The organism is Rhodococcus erythropolis NBRC 15567 (genome assembly GCF_001552595.1).
Taxonomy (GTDB): domain Bacteria; phylum Actinomycetota; class Actinomycetes; order Mycobacteriales; family Mycobacteriaceae; genus Rhodococcus_F; species Rhodococcus_F erythropolis.
Genome location: NZ_BCRM01000010.1, coordinates 189,812 through 204,498 on the forward strand (window position 1 = coordinate 189,812; position 14,687 = coordinate 204,498).

A 14,687-nucleotide genomic window follows, 5' to 3' on the forward strand; every position below is an offset into this window, starting at 1 on the left:
AACAAACTACAGACCTGCGGACCTACCGAACTCGTCGAGCGGCGGGGGTGTGTGACTGTTGTTGGCTTCTAATGCATTTCGATCCGTGCCCGTGCCTCCCAGTTCTTCGTGCAGTCTGTCCATGTCCTTCTCGAGCGCGCTGACCTTTGTCTCGAGGGCGAGAACTTTGCGGTTCAATGCTTGGATGCTCGCCATGCAGACGCCGTTTGCATCGACGGCCGAGATCCGACGGGTGTTGGATCCCAGGCCGAAGACTGCGGCAAAATCCTGTGCCATCGGTCCGAGATGACGGATCGACTTGTGGTCGAAACCGTAACTCCACGTGCTGATTCGGAGAGCCGTCAACCGGTCGAGCACGTCCTGGGCGCTGGTGGGAACGGCTGCGTCTGTGTCCACGCCGCGGCGACGTGTGGCGTGCGAGAGCACCCACTGCGCGGGGTGGCGCATCGCCGCGTTGACCCGAGTGCTGACCCGAGTGCCCAAATATTCAGTGCGCTCGCCCTCGTCAGGCGGTGAGGTCACGTCGCGCAGTTTTGACGGTCTTGTCGCTCAGCAGAATTCCCGCTCCCGCGCCCAGTAGTCCGAGGCCGATTCCGACAGCAGCGCTGCCGAGGCCCAAAGCAATTCCCAACATGATTCCTCCAAAAATTGTGCGGTGAATTGAGGGGCCAGGTGTCCGACGAAAGTGCTGCCGACCTGCTCCGCGCTCATCTTTCACATTGCTCCGCCGTGCGGGCGATGACAACCCGTCTGGACCGAATTTCTCGTGGAAAACACAGGCGTGCAACACTGGGTCAAGAACTGCTGGGTCATCGGCGCCTTGTCGGCGCCGTACGGGCGGCAGTAATCAAGTAGCCATCGACCGATCTCTAACGCAGGTTTATCTGCGCGCGGCAACGATGACCAGGCAAAAGGGTGGCATGTGAACGAATCGAGCAATGGCTTGTTTTCCGACCTCAGCGCGTCGGAGCCCGTTGTCGACGCAAAAAGCGCCGAGCAACTGGCGGCCGAGCGTGAAACTGCGGCAGCAGAACGCTCGAACACCGACACCGCTGAACAGCGGCAGTCACAGCTGTTCAGCGGTTAAGCGCGTCAGGACTCCTTGATTACCGACAGAACATTGCCGGCTGGATCGGTGAACCACGCGATGTCGGGGCCGTTGCCACGCATGATGCCTCGCGCATCCTGGGGGAATCCGTCGTATTTCACAAACTCCACGCCACGTGCGGTCAGTTGATCGACGGTTGTGTCGATGTCGTCGACGACGAAGTTGAGAATCGTGTACGTCGCCGCTTCGTGATTCGGTTTGGGATAGACGAGGATTTCGGTTCCGCCGGCAAGATGTAGCCGAATCAGCCCCATGTCTTCATCGGTCACTTTCAGTCCGAGTATTTCGCCGTAGAACTTCTTTGCAGCATCGATGTCTGTCACCGAAAATCCGCTGAATGCTTTGGTGTCCGCAAGCATGACTGTCTCCGTTCCTAGCTGTTGTCGGACTAGGTGGGTTGGGAATCCGTCATTCCGGATTCCATGTCGGCCCTGGCTTCCTCGCTGAACTCGATGATCTGAACGTAGTTTCCGTCGGGGTCGATCGCGGTGGCGAACAAACTGCCCCCGCGGACTTCGAGCGGAGCGTGCCAGTTTCCGCCGAGTGCGTCGATGCGCTGTGCGATCGACCGGGCGTCGTCGGTCTCGACGTTGAGGAACATGCGACCCGGTTGGGGGTTGGTCTCACCGACGTCGTCGCGTCTGTCGAGCATTACGTAGAAACCGTTGAAGTCGAGGACGTCGTAGCCAGGGTCACCGGGAGTCCGGTCGACCTTCGGGGCGAACGCCTCGGCGTACCAGTCGCGCAAGCGTTCGGGGTTGGTGCTCGAGAGCAAAATGCTGCTGATGCTGGATCCGGACATGGGTCCTCCTGCTGTCGGTCGTTACTGTCGTCGGCAATCGCGGCTCTGGCCGCATCACCTCCCAGATACAGACTTCCCGCAGCGGCGAAACTCATCGCGGCTCAGATGTGTTCCGACACCATGATCGCCGTCGTCCCTGGTTCGAGCGCCCGAAAGATGTGCTCCTCGTCGCCGGGATAAGCGAGATAGTCGCCCGGTCCGAGCTCGATCGGATCTGCAGTGGGCCCGACCTCCGCTCGCCCGGTGCCGATCACAACGTGTTCGGTGGTGCCGCGCGCATGCGGAGTCGAAATACGCGGCTCGCCCGGTTCGGCGACTATCCGATACAGATCGCGTCGTGCGTTCGGTGGGCTCGGCGCCAAGAGCGTCGCGATGTACGACGCGTTTGCCGAAGCAATTGCGGGACCTTCTCCGGCTCGAATCAATTGAACGGTCTGTGCCTGCGAGTCGACGAGTTGTGAGAACGGCACACCCAACGCGTTGCCGAGTGCCCACAGTGTTTCGAGGCTCGGGTTCCCGAGGCCGGATTCGAGTTGGGAGAGTGTGGATTTGGCGATGTCGGCGCGCCGCGCCACCTCCGAGAGGCTCAAGCCTGCTCGGGCACGTTCGCGTTTGAGTGCGACGGCGACCAGTTTCTGAGGAGTCTCCGCTGTATCCGTTTCATTACTGGTCATCGTTCGATTCTCCGATCGGTCGTTCTACTTGACGAACGGTGTCACTTCGTTCAACATAGAATACATGCGTTCTTTATGGCGAACAGTTGATGGAGACACGGTTCGGGTGAGCGTGCTGATCTGGCTCTCCGTGGCCATCGTCGGTGTGTCCTACGGTGTGACGGCAGGATCGGCTGGATTCTCGTTGTGGCAGCTTTCGGCGTTGGCTGTACTCGTTCTGGGAGCGTCTTCGGAGTTCTTGTTCATCGGAATCATCGCAGCCGGAGGCAGTGCCACCGCTGCTGTTGTGGCGGGCTTGTTGATCAACTCACGTAACTTCGCCTACGGGATGTCGGCAGGATCATTTCTCGGCACGGGTCGCTACAAAGATTCAGGCTGGCGCAGTATGGTCGGCGCGCACCTGGTCAACGACGAAAGCGTCGCGGTCGCCATGGCGCAGGAATCGGTGGAGCGCAAGCGTGCGGCTTTTTGGTTCTGTGGAATCGGGATCGCGGTGTCGTGGCCGATCGGAGCGCTGCTGGGCGGGCTGCTCGGCAGCGTCGTCCGAGACCCCGGCGCGTTGGGATTGGATGCCGCGTTTCCGGCTGTCATTCTGGCCCCTGTCTTGCCTGTGCTGAAGGAAAAGGTGACACTGCTTGCCGCCCTGATCGGTGCAGCAGTCGCGGTGGCCACGTCGCCGTTCCTGCCGCCCGGTACCGCGCCGCTCGTAGCGCTGCTGAGTATCGCAGTGACGATACCGTTCCGGGAGAAGGTTCGATGAATACCGCGTCGGTCTGGATCGGTATTGTCGTGTTCGCTTGCGGCTCTTACGCTTTGCGGGCAAGTGGCGTTCTGCTCCGCTCTCGGGTGAAGCTTTCGAGCTTTGCCGAGAAAACCCTCGATCGTGCTGTCGTGGTGCTGCTGCTTGCAGTGGTTGCGACATCGACGATCTTCATCGGGCATGACGTTGCAGGGCCGGCGCGGATGCTCGGTGTGGTGGCCGGAGGCATCTGCGCCTGGTTCAAGGCGCCGTTGGTACTAGTGGTGATTGCCGCGGCCGGCACTACTGCATTACTACGGCTGTCAGGGGTGTCGTAGAGCCGATTCGGTGCGCGTTGAATGTGTGGTCGAATTCAGGCGAGTGCGGATGCCGTCGATGAACAGGTCCAGGCCGAACTGGAAGCGCACTGTCGGATCGCCGTCGAGGAGGTCCTCGTCGGAACCGCCGCCGATCACCTCGGGGGAGTCGGGGGAAATGGGTGCTCGGGTAAGTGCCCCCATTTCTTCCATCTGCGCTCGGGACTGCTCGTCGACGGTGTGGCCGAGCACGTAGTACAGCAGGGCGTACGCCGCGAGTTGGGCATGCTCGCGTGATAGCCCGGATTCTTCGCCGGCGTGTACGAAGTGCTCGCGCACCTTGCTGCTTGTCATCCGCGAGGCGAAGGTGGCACTGACCAACTCGGCGCCGTCGCGGTGCGCCAGCAGGGCAGACCGAAGTCTGTGTGCCAGTTCGGAATACGCGTCTTGCCATGTCTCTGCGTCTACGGGAGTGTCGAGGTCTTCGAGGATCTTGTCGACGACCGCACCGAGCAAGGTCTGCTTGTTCGGGAAGTGCCAGTACAGGGCGCCGGGTTGGACACCCAGTGACGTTGCGAGCCTGCGCATCGTGAGGTCGGCAAGTCCGAACTCGTCGAGTATCGCCATGGCGCCGTCCAGCACGTCGCCGCGTCGCAACTGCACTTGTTGTTCCCCTCGTTTCGTCCCGCTGTGGACCGCTCGCGATCGGATGTCGATCGGACCCGCCTTTGACAGTATTCCACCACGTCTCTAACGTGAACACCGTTCAACTTGTACGGTGTTCAATTTTGCTGGTTTCGAAGGAGACGTCTGTGACCCCGCCCCCGATTAGCACGGCCCCTGCGACGGTCGACATCCTCGACCAGGCGCGCGAGCAAGTTCTCGAAAGAGGAGTTGGCCTGACCGAAAGCCAGGTGCTCGACGTACTCCGACTCGACGACGACAGGCTCGAAGACCTGCTGGCTCTCGCCCACGATGTGCGTATGAAATGGTGTGGACCGGAGGTCGAGGTCGAGGGCATCATCAGCCTCAAGACGGGCGGTTGCCCCGAGGACTGCCATTTCTGCTCGCAGTCCGGACTCTTCCAGTCGCCGGTTCGCGCGGCCTGGTTGGACATCCCGAGCCTGGTGGAAGCTGCCAAGCAGACTGCGAAGTCGGGCGCTACCGAGTTCTGCATCGTGGCCGCCGTCCGCGGACCTGACGCCCGGTTGCTCGCTCAGGTAGCCGCAGGTATCGAGGCGATCCGCAATGAGGTCGACATCCAGATCGCCTGCTCGCTCGGCATGCTGACCCAGGAACAGGTCGACCAACTGGCCGCCATGGGTGTGCACCGGTACAACCACAACTTGGAGACCTCGAAGTCGCACTTCCCGAACGTCGTGACCACGCACTCGTGGGAAGAGCGGTGGAACACGCTTCGGATGGTTCGCGAAGCAGGCATGGAAGTGTGCTGCGGCGGAATCCTCGGTATGGGTGAATCATTGGAGCAGCGCGCAGAATTTGCCGCGAACTTGGCTGAGCTCGAGCCGGACGAGGTCCCGCTCAACTTCCTCAACCCGCGTCCCGGCACCCCCTTCGGGGATCTGGATGTGCTGCCCGCCAGCGAGGCGCTCAAGTCCGTGGCGGCATTCCGTCTCGCGCTGCCCCGCACGATCCTGCGCTTCGCGGGTGGACGCGAGATCACCCTCGGCGACCTGGGTGCCAAGCAGGGTATCCTCGGTGGAATCAACGCCGTCATCGTCGGCAACTACCTGACGACCCTCGGGCGTCCCGCCGAGAAGGATCTGGATTTGTTGGTGGATCTGCAGATGCCGATCAAAGCACTGAACGACACTCTGTGAGCACTCCGGTGACCGAGGAGCGGTACAACCCGTTCACCGGGCGTCGGATCGTCGACGGTGTCGACGATCCGACGCCGACTGCGGCGTCGATGGGGCTAGAGCCGCCTCGCTTCTGCGAGCAGTGCGGGCGCCGCATGATCGTTCAGGTCAGCCCTGACGGGTGGTGGGCGAAATGCTCCCGACACGGTGTCGTCGACTCGATCGACGCCGCCCGCAGGTAGCGTCACTCTGTGTGATCTCTCTTCGGCAGACTCGTCTGCGCACCGCGATCGTGATCGCCGCAACCACTGCGGGCGTGAGCGTGCTCGTCGGTGTGGTGTGGGCGTTCTTGGCTCCGGCCGAGCATCTGTTGGTGGTGTCCGAGGGGCGCGGCGTCGCGTTGACGGGTGAGAGCCTCCATCAGTTCGACGCGAGTGCTGTGTTCATCTGGCTGGCACTGATCGTCGGTGTGCTGTCGGCAGTAGCGGCGTGGTTGGCGCGTCTGAGTCGAGGCCCGTATGCCCTGGGCGGGTTGATAGTCGGCTCGGCGGCAGGTGCCGGACTGATGGCACTCGTTGGTTCGGGCGTGACAAAACTGCGTTTCCCCACCGCCGACAATCCGGCGGTCGGGGAGATCATCGCGCGTGCACCGAACATCGGCACCTTGCTCGTGCTTCTGTTTCAGCCGCTCGCGGCGTGCGTCGTGACTTTGGTTCTGGCAGTGCTCAATCCGTACGACGACCTCGGTGTTGGGGACCACCCGGAATCTGGGGATCCGGAATCCGGGGATCCGGCCACCGAGGCCGAACAGACCGACGACGAGGTCCAGCCGAAACTCCCGTAGCCGTTGCTTCTATACAGCTGACGCTTCTCTATACCGCCGACGTCGACGGGCGGTTCGCTGCGGACTTCATTCGCACGTCACCCAACAGTCGACCCGAAATCAACGCTCCCAACCGGCGGGTTGCGAAGCGAGTGCTGATCGAGGACACCCAATTCGGCAAACCTGATACGACTGTCGGCGGTGCGTTGCGTCGATCCAGTGCCCGGAAAGCCGTATCCACCACCTGAGTTGCCGTCTGCATTCGCCCGACCGCAGCATCTTCGGAGCCGACGACGTCGAAGAACTCGGTTCGTGTCGGGCCGGGGCACACCGCCAATACGGTCAATCCGCTGCCGCGAGCTTCTGCCCAGAGTGCTTCGGTGAAGTTGAGTACAAAAGCCTTGGACGCGCCGTAGACGGCCATGCCAGGGGTCGGCTGGAACGACGCCGTGCTCGCGATGTTGACGAGCGCTCCACGTCCGCCCAGGAGATCGGGCAGGAAGGTGTGCGTCAGTTCGACCAGCGTGGCGATGTTGAGCTGAATTTCGGACGTGACGCGCTCGAGATCTACGTCCACGAATGCTCCGTGTGTTCCGAATCCGGCGTTGTTGATCAGCGAGGTGACGGTGATGCCACGGTTTGTCAGCTCCTGGTGCAGTGTTGCGCCGACGCCGGGCGCCGCCAGGTCGGCAGGCAGAACTGTGACTGTGATGCCGTGGGCGACGCGGAGTTCGGTAGCGAGGGCTTCGAGGCGATCTGCCCGCCTGGCGACGAGAACCAGATTTGCACCGCGAGCGGCGAAGCGGTGAGCGAATTCCACTCCGAGCCCAGCGCTGGCTCCGGTGATGAGGACGGTGGTTCCGGCTACGTCGATGGCCATGGTGGCTCCTTCGGTTCGGGTGATCCCAAATGTAGGCACTGACACCATAGTTGTCAATGACAACATTTTGATATGGTGCCACCATGCCCGCCCACGAACAGCCGTACCACCACGGCAGCCTGCGACAGGAACTCCTGGCGTCAGCTGAAGCGACCCTCGAGCGAGATGGCGTCGACAAGTTGTCGCTGCGGCAGCTTGCGCGCGAGGCGGGCGTGAGTCACGCGGCCCCTGGCAAGCATTTTCGCGACCGTCAGGCTTTGCTCGACGCCTTGGCTGAAAGCGGATTCCATCGGATGACCGGTGCGCTCGAGCGAGCAGTTTCGGAGGCGCCGCCGACCGCGAAAGCCCGGTTCTCCTCGCTCGCCAACGCCTATGTGGATTTTGCGCTCGAGCATCCGGGCCTGTTGTCTCTGATGTACAGCAACAAGCATGCACCCGGTGCGGCCGAGACTGTCGTGAACGCGGGGCACGCGACGATGGACCTGACCGTTCGGCTCGTATCGGAAGCGCAGGCTGCGGGTGACATTGCCGCCGGCGATCCGGAAAGTATTGCGCTGGTTGCCTTTGCGACGTTCCATGGCGTCGCGACGCTGGCCGCGGGCGGAATGTTGGGCGACGTGCCGGTCGGCGATGTGGTGAACGCGGCCTCGACGGTCTTCTGGGCGGGGCTGTCTCGATCTGCCTGATGTGTGGGGCGCGGAATCCCCAGAGTTCTCACAGAACCAACACAAGGGAGCCACAAGATTGCGGACTTACATGGGAGTCAAGAAGTTTGATTCCGAGTGGAGGTTTCGCAATGAGCGTTTCGGAGATTGCCCCGAACAGGGGAGTTGCACTTGTCACGGACATCGGATTCGAGCACGGTGCGCGTATCGCCACCGAGTTTCTCGACGCTGGTTGGAGCGTGGCGGTCACTGCGCGGACGGTGACAGAATTGGTGCGCATCATGGCGGGAAAACCGACCCATCGCTTCTTTGCGATAGTCGCTGATCCGACGGATCGTTGGCAGGCCGATCGGATTCTCGATCGGGTGACGACGCGGTTCGGCGCAATCAATCGGGTCATCGATCCGGCCGGCGCGGTGAACTCGGCGTGGCTGCAACGCGGAAGTTTCGAAGCCGTTGCCTGAGAACCTGATCGACGTCAGCTCGGGGGACGCAGTGCAGCGAACTCGTCGGTGACTCGCAAGGTGGAGTCGGTGAAGCGGTACAGGGCCGGTGGGCGTCCGCCCGACTTGCCGGACGGTGCGGTGTTGCCGGTGGGAGTCAGTACGCCTCGGCGACCCAGTACGCGTTGCAAGTTGGTTGCGTCGACTTGGTAACCGAGTGCAGCGCAGTAGATTTCACGCAGCGTCGACATCGCGAACTCTTCGGGAGCCAGCCCGAATGCGATGTTGGTGTAGGAGAGTTTTGCAGCCAGTCGATTACGCGCGTGCCGTACGACGGTTCCGTGGTCGAACGACATCTCCGGCAACTTCGAAACGGGGTGCCAGGCCGTGTCGGGTGGAAGTTGTGGGTCGGCGCTGAGGGGAACGAGTCCGAGGAAGGTCGACGCGATGCGGCGCGGGCCCGGCACTCGTTGTGGATCACTGAAGACGGAGAGTTGCTCGAGGTGGGCGACCTTTCGTAGGTCGACCTTCTCGGCGAGGAGTCGTCGAGCGGAGGTCGTCAGGTCCTCGTCGTCGCGCAAAGTGCCCCCGGGCAGTGACCATGTGCCTTTCTGTGGGTTGAGTGCGCGCTGCCACAGCAGCACGGCCAACTCTTCACGCCCTTGTGGGCAGTGATCGCCGTCACCTGCGGCGATGCTTGCGGGGGAGGTGCGAACTTGGAACACCGCTGCAAGCACTTCGTGGGTGGTGTTACTATTGGGCACGTTTTCGATCCTAAGTCGAAAACCTCGAATACGGAAATCCGGGCCAGCCCGTCCGGATTTGAACTGGGTGACGAGCCCGGGTTCACGGTGAAGGAGAACGCCATGACGACCACGACGTTATGGGAGGGATCGGCCTCGCAGATTCACGACGGCCCCGGCGGATACAACGGAGTCGAAGCGACCCCCGAGTGGGCCGCTGAGATCAAACGTCTGGCTCGCGAACGGGGCGCGACGATTCTTGCGCACAACTACCAGCTGCCTGCGATTCAGGACGTCGCCGATCATGTCGGCGACTCCCTGGCGCTTTCGCGAATCGCTGCCGAGGCGCCAGAGGACACGATTGTCTTCTGTGGTGTGCACTTCATGGCCGAGACCGCGAAGATCCTGTCGCCGTCCAAGACCGTGCTGATCCCGGACGAGCGAGCCGGCTGTTCTCTGGCCGACTCGATCAATGCCGAGCAGCTTCGTGAGTGGAAGGCCGACAACCCGAACGCGCTGGTGGTGTCGTACGTGAACACGACGGCAGAGGTGAAGGGTCTCACCGACATCTGCTGCACGTCGTCCAATGCCGTCGACGTGGTCAACTCGATTGATCCCGACCGGGAAGTTCTCTTCCTCCCGGACCAGTTCCTCGGAGCTCACGTCAAGCGCGTCACAGGCCGCACCAACATGCAGATCTGGGCCGGTGAATGCCACGTCCACGCGGGTATCAACGGTGACGAGTTGACGGCGAAGTCCAAGGCTCACCCCGATGCCGAGCTTTTTGTGCACCCTGAATGTGGTTGCGCTACTTCGGCTCTGTACCTCGCCGGTGAAGGCGCGGTCCCCGCGGACAAGGTCAAGATCCTCTCCACCGGCGGAATGCTCGACGCTGCCCGCGTCACCAAGAGCAAGCAGGTTCTGGTCGCCACCGAGATCGGGATGCTGCACCAGTTGCGCAAGGCAGCGCCCGACGTCGATTTCCAGGCCGTCAACGACCGCGCGTCGTGCCCGTACATGAAGATGATCACGCCTGCCGCGTTGCTTCGCTGCCTTCTCGAGGGCAAGGACGAGGTCCACGTCGATCTCGAGATGGCCAAGCGTGCACAGAAATCGGTGCAGCGCATGATCGAGATCGGTAATCCGGGCGGCGGCGAGTGACCAGCCCTGCCGGGCGTTTCGCCTGGGAGGCTCATGCCGACCTGGTCGTCGTGGGAGGCGGTGTCGCGGGCCTCACCGCTGCGCGCACCGCTTCTCTGCGGGGGCTGAAAGTACTCACGGTCAGCAAGGGTGGTCCGACGGACACCTCGACTCAGTACGCGCAGGGCGGCATCGCAGTCGTCGACGATCTGAATACGGATTCCGTCGAGTCGCACGTTGCGGATACGTGTGAGGCCGGCGTCGGCTTGTGCGACGAGGAAGCCGTCTATTCCATCGTCGAAGCTGGTCACGACGCAGTTGCGGCGCTGGCCGCGTTGGGCGCGGTCTTCGATCGCGGGCGAGACGGCGAGGTGTCGCGCACCCGCGAGGGTGGGCACAGCACGCGTCGGATCATCCATGCGGGCGGCGACGCCACGGGCGCGGAAGTGCAGCGAGCTCTCAACGCTGCCGGCCTCCCCGTTCTGTTCGGTGCAGCGGCAGTTCAGGTGGTGACCAACCGGCGCGGGGTGTGTGGACTCATTGTCTCCTCGCCGGAAGGGCTCGGAGTGATCCATGCGCCCGCGGTACTGCTCGCTACCGGTGGACTCGGTCAGCTGTATGCCTGCAGTACAAATCCGCCCGGTGCAACTGCCGACGGAATCGCGTTGGCGCTCGAAGCAGGTGCGGCAATTGCGGATCTGGAATTCGTTCAGTTCCATCCGACGGTCCTCTTCACTCCGGGTGGAGTAGGTCGCCGGCCCTTGATCAGTGAGGCGGTCCGCGGCGAAGGTGCGATTCTTGTCGACACCAACGGCGATTCGGTCACCGCAGGTGTTCATCCGCTGGGTGATCTCGCCCCGCGTGACGTGGTCTCGCGCGCAATCGCAGCACGCCTACGAGATCTCGGCACCGATCACGTCTACCTCGACGCCCGCAAGCTCGACGGCTTCGATTCGCGGTTCCCGACGATCACCGCATCCTGTCTCGAAGCGGGCATCGATCCACGCACCCAACTCATTCCGGTCGCTCCGGCCGCGCACTACTCGTGCGGTGGAGTCGCCACCGACGTCCATGGACGAACGGGAGTGCCTGGACTCTACGCAGCCGGCGAAGTGGCTCGCACGGGATTGCACGGCGCGAATCGTCTTGCGTCCAACAGCCTTCTCGAGGGTTTGGTGGTCGGGGAGCGTGCCGGAATCGCAGCTGCCGAGCGTCGCGAGGTTCATGCCGAAGTGGTCAACGTGGTGCGCAAGCCGATGCCGATACTCCCACGAGAGACTGTGCAGTCCGTCATGACAGCACACGCGTCGGTGGTTCGCGACGGAGGCGGTCTCCAGACTGCGCGAGCCGCGCTTGCCGGCGCCGATCAGACAGTGGCGGTGGCTGCTGGGGACCTCGAAGACGCGGCGCTCACACTGACCGCGACAGCGTTGGTCGATGTAGCCGTGGCACGAACCGAGAGCCGAGGCTGTCACACCCGCACCGACTATCCTGAAACAGATCCGAATCAGCGTCGCAGCACTCGGATCAAGATGAGTGCCGATGGAGCGCTCGAAATACTAGACATGTTGTTGACAGGAGTTCATTGATGACCGAGCAGAAGATCCTGCCCACGCCGCTCGACCGTGACGAACTGCTCACGTTGGTCAGGCTCGCTCTGGACGAGGATCTGCGCTATGGCCCTGATATCACTTCTACCGCAACGGTTCCCGCCGATGCAGTCGCGAAGGCCTCGGTCGTCTCACGCTCCTCGGGTACTGTCGCCGGCATCGACGTCGGACTGCTTGTTCTCGACGAGGTGATCGGCGCGGGTAACTACGAGGTCGTTGATCGGGTGGCCGATGGAACTCGGGTTGCGCCAGGTCAATCGGTGCTCACCGTCGTCGCGCCCACCCGCGGCCTTCTCACGGCAGAGCGGACGATGCTCAACCTCGTCTGCCATCTCTCGGGAATCGCCACGGCGACGTCGCAGTGGGTCGACGCCATCGCCGGCACTCATGCCAAAGTGCGGGACAGCCGAAAGACACTGCCCGGACTACGTTCTCTGCAGAAATATGCAGTCCACGTGGGCGGAGGCGTCAACCACCGCATGGGATTGGGTGACGCGGCGTTGATCAAGGACAACCACGTTGCCGCTGCCGGTTCGGTGGTCGCAGCACTTCGTGCGGTCCGTGAGCTCGCGCCGGACATCGAGTGCGAAGTCGAGGTCGACAACCTCACTCAGCTCGACCAGGTGCTGGCGGAGAACGTGGAACTTGTTCTGCTGGACAACTTCCCGCTGTGGCAGACGCAGATCGCGGTCCAACGCCGAGACGCTGTTGCCCCCGAAACCAAGCTCGAGTCATCCGGTGGTCTCACCATCGACGTTGCCGCAGAGTACGCCCGAACCGGCGTCGACTACCTCGCTGTAGGTGCCTTGACGCACTCGGTGACAGTGCTCGACCTCGGGCTCGACATGTAGGTGCCGCTATCGCTCGGCGTCCAGCAGTTGCGGGACGGCCGAGCGAAGCGCGCTTGTCACGGTTGCGACCGCCGGGTGAGCGTCGGAGCCGGCTCGGTGTGCGATCTTGGTCCTTCGTCGAATGGGCATCGGCGTCAGGCGCACTCCGAGTGGCGGATGGATGGCTCCGAGTTCCGGGACCAGTGAAACGCCCTGCCCTGCATCGACGAGGGCGAGAACGGTGGCGAACTCGTCGATGTGGTGTCGCACTTTCGGGGTGAACCCGGCCGCTTGGCACGCGCGAATGGTCATTGCATGACAAGCAGTTCCGGGGATCGCAGTAATCCAGTGCTGCTCCACGCAGTCGGCCAGCGCGGTAATGGTGCTGTCGGGATCTGTAGCGGTGTCGTTCGACGCCAGATAGACCGATTCGCTGCACAGAGGCAACGCTGTCAGGCCCGGTTCGCTGGGACGAGGGACGAAGTCGTAGTCGTGAATCAACGCCAAGTCCAGATTCCCAGCTCGTAGGGCGTCGGCGACGTCCGCTGGGTCGATCTCCGAAACCATCGGTTCCAACCCGGGATGCTCGCGAGAGAGGGCGATCAATGCCGGCGGGAGGATCGCCCGTGCGGCGGTCGGGAACGTTCCGATGCGCAGCGGCCCCGCCAGTCCACGACGCGCGTCGACCAATTCACCCGACGCCTGCTCCAGGCGTTGCAGGATGACTTCGGCATGACGTGCGAGGTTCTCACCGGCCGGCGTGAGGCGGACGCGACGGCCTGTTCGTTCCAGCAGCGGCACGCCGGCTTCACGTTCGAGGACGGCCAATTGCTGCGACACCGCGGAGGGACTGAACGACAGCGCCTCGGCAACGGCAACGATGGTTCCGCGCAGCGCTAGTTCGCGCAATAGCTTCAGTCGACGAACATCGAGCATCAGCTCAGCTTACGCTCGACGATGGAAATGCGAACTAGACCTACAAGGTCTGTTCGGTGAGGCTGAGTTCTATGACTATGACTATGACTATGACTATGACTATGACTCGAGTTGACCTGGCCGGAATCCATGTACCACTGATCACGCCCTTCGAGAGCGACGGTCGTATTGCAACCGACGCACTCGAACAGCTTGCGCACCAGGTCCTCTCCGAAGGTGCGGTCGGACTCGTTGCACTGGGGACTACAGCGGAAACCGCAACCCTCACCGAGGAGGAGAGAGTGACCGTTCTGGATATCTGTGCGAGCGTGTGCCGTGCGAGAGGTGCGACGTTGATCGTGGGCGCGGGTAGCAACGACACGGCGGGCAGTGCGCAGGCGCTCCGGAGGCTGACTCGGTGGCCTGACGTCTCGGCCGCGTTGGTGCCGGTTCCCTCCTTCACGAGGCCGTCGAAAGCCGGTGTGGTGGCGCATTTCGCGCATCTGCAGTCGTCGAGCCCCGTGCCGCTGATCGTCTATCACGTGCCGTACCGAACTGCGTGCGATCTGGACAGCGACACTTTGCGGGAGTTGGGTGCTTTGCCCGGGGTTGTTGGTGTGAAGTATGCCGCGGGCGGTATCGACGCAGCTGCCGTCGAACTCTTCGCGGATCTTCCGGACGACTTCGCCGTGCTGGCGGGGGATGATCTGTTTCTCGCGCCGCTTCTGGCCTTGGGTGCGTCAGGCGGAATCTTGGCGTCCGCTCATCTGTCGACCGCCGAGTTCGTGCGCCTGGTGAAGGCTTGGGACAGTGGAGATGTGGACAGTGTTCGCGATCTTGGACGACGGTTGTCGACGCTGTCAGGAGCTCTCTTTTCCGAATCGAACCCGACTGTCATCAAGGGCGTGTTGCATGCATTGGGGCAGATTCCGACTCCCCATGTGCGACTGCCGTTGCTACCTGCGAGTGACGAATCGGTAGCGCGGGCGCTCGAGGTCTACCACTCTTGACTCGAACGGGTGTTCGAGTATTGTTGGGGGTGGGGATCGGGGGATTCAATGAGTGTCTTGTTGTCGGATGTGGTGTCGGGTTCGGCGGTGGGGTTGCGTGGACGTCTGTGGCGGTTGTCTGCTTCTGAGTTGCGTGCTGCTGCGGTGTCGGCGAGTGCGGAGATTCTT

At 62.6% G+C, this 14,687-nt stretch carries 21 protein-coding genes; 12 read left to right on the forward strand and 9 right to left on the reverse strand.

What is annotated here, in order from left to right; translation table 11 throughout:
• Nucleotides 1–6: 6 nt before the first annotated feature.
• Nucleotides 7–522, reverse strand: coding sequence for a tail fiber domain-containing protein (locus RE4_RS16275; RefSeq protein WP_127159992.1), 516 nt, complete (start codon nucleotides 520–522; stop codon nucleotides 7–9).
• The gene (locus RE4_RS31600; RefSeq protein WP_021333694.1) at nucleotides 506–634 is read right to left on the reverse strand and encodes a hypothetical protein; all 129 of its coding nucleotides are present in this window, start codon (nucleotides 632–634) and stop codon (nucleotides 506–508) included. Before RE4_RS31600 ends, RE4_RS16275 begins: the two co-directional genes overlap by 17 nt.
• Nucleotides 635–922: 288 nt before the next feature.
• Here RE4_RS31600 and RE4_RS31295 point away from each other — a divergent pair, with 288 nt between their 5' ends.
• Entirely contained in the window at nucleotides 923–1,087 is a 165-nt protein-coding gene (locus tag RE4_RS31295) for a hypothetical protein (RefSeq protein WP_019748819.1), read from the forward strand.
• A 5-nt stretch (nucleotides 1,088–1,092) separates the two neighbouring features.
• Here RE4_RS31295 and RE4_RS16280 read toward each other — a convergent pair whose 3' ends face one another.
• The 3 genes from RE4_RS16280 to RE4_RS16290 all read right to left on the reverse strand — a co-directional run bounded on the left by RE4_RS16280 (nucleotide 1,093) and on the right by RE4_RS16290 (nucleotide 2,584).
• On the reverse strand, nucleotides 1,093–1,467 hold the full coding sequence (locus RE4_RS16280; RefSeq protein WP_060938926.1) for a VOC family protein: 375 nt from the start codon (nucleotides 1,465–1,467) through the stop codon (nucleotides 1,093–1,095).
• 29 nt (nucleotides 1,468–1,496) lie between these two features.
• Nucleotides 1,497–1,910 carry a VOC family protein gene (locus RE4_RS16285; RefSeq protein ID WP_019748817.1) on the reverse strand — a complete coding sequence of 138 codons (414 nt, stop codon included), beginning with the start codon at nucleotides 1,908–1,910 and terminating at the stop codon, nucleotides 1,497–1,499.
• Nucleotides 1,911–2,011: 101 nt separating this feature from the next.
• A complete protein-coding gene (locus RE4_RS16290) occupies nucleotides 2,012–2,584 on the reverse strand; it encodes a helix-turn-helix domain-containing protein (RefSeq protein WP_020908036.1) in 573 nt (190 codons plus the stop codon).
• Nucleotides 2,585–2,690: 106 nt separating this feature from the next.
• On the opposite strand from RE4_RS16290, the gene RE4_RS16295 reads away from it, so the two are divergent.
• A complete protein-coding gene (locus RE4_RS16295) occupies nucleotides 2,691–3,344 on the forward strand; it encodes an AzlC family ABC transporter permease (RefSeq protein WP_201799171.1) in 654 nt (217 codons plus the stop codon).
• A complete protein-coding gene (locus tag RE4_RS16300) occupies nucleotides 3,341–3,661 on the forward strand; it encodes an AzlD domain-containing protein (protein WP_020908034.1) in 321 nt (106 codons plus the stop codon). Before RE4_RS16295 ends, RE4_RS16300 begins: the two co-directional genes overlap by 4 nt.
• Here the strand turns inward: RE4_RS16300 and RE4_RS16305 are convergent.
• Nucleotides 3,647–4,303 carry a TetR/AcrR family transcriptional regulator C-terminal domain-containing protein gene (locus tag RE4_RS16305; protein WP_020908033.1) on the reverse strand — a complete coding sequence of 219 codons (657 nt, stop codon included), beginning with the start codon at nucleotides 4,301–4,303 and terminating at the stop codon, nucleotides 3,647–3,649. The genes RE4_RS16300 and RE4_RS16305 overlap by 15 nt on opposite strands.
• A 164-nt stretch (nucleotides 4,304–4,467) precedes the next feature.
• Between RE4_RS16305 and bioB the strand changes: the two genes are divergently transcribed.
• Genes bioB through RE4_RS16320 form a run of 3 tightly spaced genes read left to right on the forward strand, consistent with a single transcriptional unit; the run spans nucleotide 4,468 to nucleotide 6,304 of the window.
• Nucleotides 4,468–5,481, forward strand: coding sequence for a biotin synthase BioB (bioB, locus tag RE4_RS16310; RefSeq protein WP_024487821.1), 1,014 nt, complete (start codon nucleotides 4,468–4,470; stop codon nucleotides 5,479–5,481).
• On the forward strand, nucleotides 5,478–5,702 hold the full coding sequence (bsaP, locus tag RE4_RS16315) for a biotin synthase auxiliary protein BsaP (RefSeq protein ID WP_019748812.1): 225 nt from the start codon (nucleotides 5,478–5,480) through the stop codon (nucleotides 5,700–5,702). The genes bioB and bsaP overlap by 4 nt, the downstream gene beginning before the upstream one ends.
• Nucleotides 5,703–5,713: 11 nt before the next feature.
• On the forward strand, nucleotides 5,714–6,304 hold the full coding sequence (locus tag RE4_RS16320) for a DUF2567 domain-containing protein (protein WP_019748811.1): 591 nt from the start codon (nucleotides 5,714–5,716) through the stop codon (nucleotides 6,302–6,304).
• A 28-nt stretch (nucleotides 6,305–6,332) separates the two neighbouring features.
• On the opposite strand, the gene RE4_RS16325 is transcribed toward RE4_RS16320, so the two are convergent.
• Nucleotides 6,333–7,163 (reverse strand): SDR family NAD(P)-dependent oxidoreductase, encoded by an 831-nt coding sequence (locus RE4_RS16325; RefSeq protein ID WP_060938927.1) that lies wholly within the window; start codon nucleotides 7,161–7,163, stop codon nucleotides 6,333–6,335.
• An 83-nt stretch (nucleotides 7,164–7,246) separates the two neighbouring features.
• Between RE4_RS16325 and RE4_RS16330 the strand changes: the two genes are divergently transcribed.
• Nucleotides 7,247–7,849 (forward strand): TetR/AcrR family transcriptional regulator, encoded by a 603-nt coding sequence (locus RE4_RS16330; RefSeq protein ID WP_019748809.1) that lies wholly within the window; start codon nucleotides 7,247–7,249, stop codon nucleotides 7,847–7,849.
• 110 nt (nucleotides 7,850–7,959) lie between these two features.
• Entirely contained in the window at nucleotides 7,960–8,292 is a 333-nt protein-coding gene (locus RE4_RS16335) for an SDR family NAD(P)-dependent oxidoreductase (protein ID WP_060938928.1), read from the forward strand.
• Nucleotides 8,293–8,306: 14 nt separating this feature from the next.
• Here RE4_RS16335 and RE4_RS16340 read toward each other — a convergent pair whose 3' ends face one another.
• Nucleotides 8,307–9,035 (reverse strand): NUDIX hydrolase, encoded by a 729-nt coding sequence (locus RE4_RS16340; protein ID WP_060938929.1) that lies wholly within the window; start codon nucleotides 9,033–9,035, stop codon nucleotides 8,307–8,309.
• 102 nt (nucleotides 9,036–9,137) lie between these two features.
• On the opposite strand from RE4_RS16340, the gene nadA reads away from it, so the two are divergent.
• From nadA to nadC, 3 genes are read left to right on the forward strand one after another with little or no spacing between them, the layout of a single operon-like run.
• Entirely contained in the window at nucleotides 9,138–10,175 is a 1,038-nt protein-coding gene (gene nadA / locus RE4_RS16345; protein WP_020908027.1) for a quinolinate synthase NadA, read from the forward strand.
• Entirely contained in the window at nucleotides 10,172–11,743 is a 1,572-nt protein-coding gene (locus tag RE4_RS16350; protein WP_060938930.1) for an L-aspartate oxidase, read from the forward strand. The genes nadA and RE4_RS16350 overlap by 4 nt, the downstream gene beginning before the upstream one ends.
• Nucleotides 11,743–12,615, forward strand: coding sequence for a carboxylating nicotinate-nucleotide diphosphorylase (nadC, locus tag RE4_RS16355; RefSeq protein ID WP_060938931.1), 873 nt, complete (start codon nucleotides 11,743–11,745; stop codon nucleotides 12,613–12,615). Before RE4_RS16350 ends, nadC begins: the two co-directional genes overlap by 1 nt.
• Nucleotides 12,616–12,621: 6 nt before the next feature.
• On the opposite strand, the gene RE4_RS16360 is transcribed toward nadC, so the two are convergent.
• The gene (locus RE4_RS16360) at nucleotides 12,622–13,530 is read right to left on the reverse strand and encodes a LysR family transcriptional regulator (protein WP_060938932.1); all 909 of its coding nucleotides are present in this window, start codon (nucleotides 13,528–13,530) and stop codon (nucleotides 12,622–12,624) included.
• Nucleotides 13,531–13,625: 95 nt separating this feature from the next.
• Between RE4_RS16360 and dapA the strand changes: the two genes are divergently transcribed.
• Nucleotides 13,626–14,519, forward strand: a complete 894-nt coding sequence (dapA, locus tag RE4_RS16365) for a 4-hydroxy-tetrahydrodipicolinate synthase (RefSeq protein ID WP_060938946.1) — start codon at nucleotides 13,626–13,628, stop codon at nucleotides 14,517–14,519.
• Nucleotides 14,520–14,687: the final 168 nt, after the last annotated feature.

Excerpts from the sequence above, each read along its gene's own strand:
- RE4_RS31600 (WP_021333694.1), bottom strand. The coding sequence starts at position 634 with ATGTTGGGAATTGCTTTGGGCCTCGGCAGCGCTGCTGTCGGAATCGGC.
- RE4_RS16280 (WP_060938926.1), bottom strand. The coding sequence starts at position 1,467 with ATGCTTGCGGACACCAAAGCATTCAGCGGATTTTCGGTGACAGACATC.
- RE4_RS16285 (WP_019748817.1), bottom strand. The coding sequence starts at position 1,910 with ATGTCCGGATCCAGCATCAGCAGCATTTTGCTCTCGAGCACCAACCCC.
- RE4_RS16290 (WP_020908036.1), bottom strand. The coding sequence starts at position 2,584 with ATGACCAGTAATGAAACGGATACAGCGGAGACTCCTCAGAAACTGGTC.
- RE4_RS16300 (WP_020908034.1), top strand. The coding sequence starts at position 3,341 with ATGAATACCGCGTCGGTCTGGATCGGTATTGTCGTGTTCGCTTGCGGC.
- RE4_RS16325 (WP_060938927.1), bottom strand. The coding sequence starts at position 7,163 with ATGGCCATCGACGTAGCCGGAACCACCGTCCTCATCACCGGAGCCAGC.
- RE4_RS16330 (WP_019748809.1), top strand. The coding sequence starts at position 7,247 with ATGCCCGCCCACGAACAGCCGTACCACCACGGCAGCCTGCGACAGGAA.
- RE4_RS16335 (WP_060938928.1), top strand. The coding sequence starts at position 7,960 with ATGAGCGTTTCGGAGATTGCCCCGAACAGGGGAGTTGCACTTGTCACG.
- nadA (WP_020908027.1), top strand. The coding sequence starts at position 9,138 with ATGACGACCACGACGTTATGGGAGGGATCGGCCTCGCAGATTCACGAC.
- nadC (WP_060938931.1), top strand. The coding sequence starts at position 11,743 with ATGACCGAGCAGAAGATCCTGCCCACGCCGCTCGACCGTGACGAACTG.
- RE4_RS16360 (WP_060938932.1), bottom strand. The coding sequence starts at position 13,530 with ATGCTCGATGTTCGTCGACTGAAGCTATTGCGCGAACTAGCGCTGCGC.
- dapA (WP_060938946.1), top strand. The coding sequence starts at position 13,626 with ATGACTATGACTCGAGTTGACCTGGCCGGAATCCATGTACCACTGATC.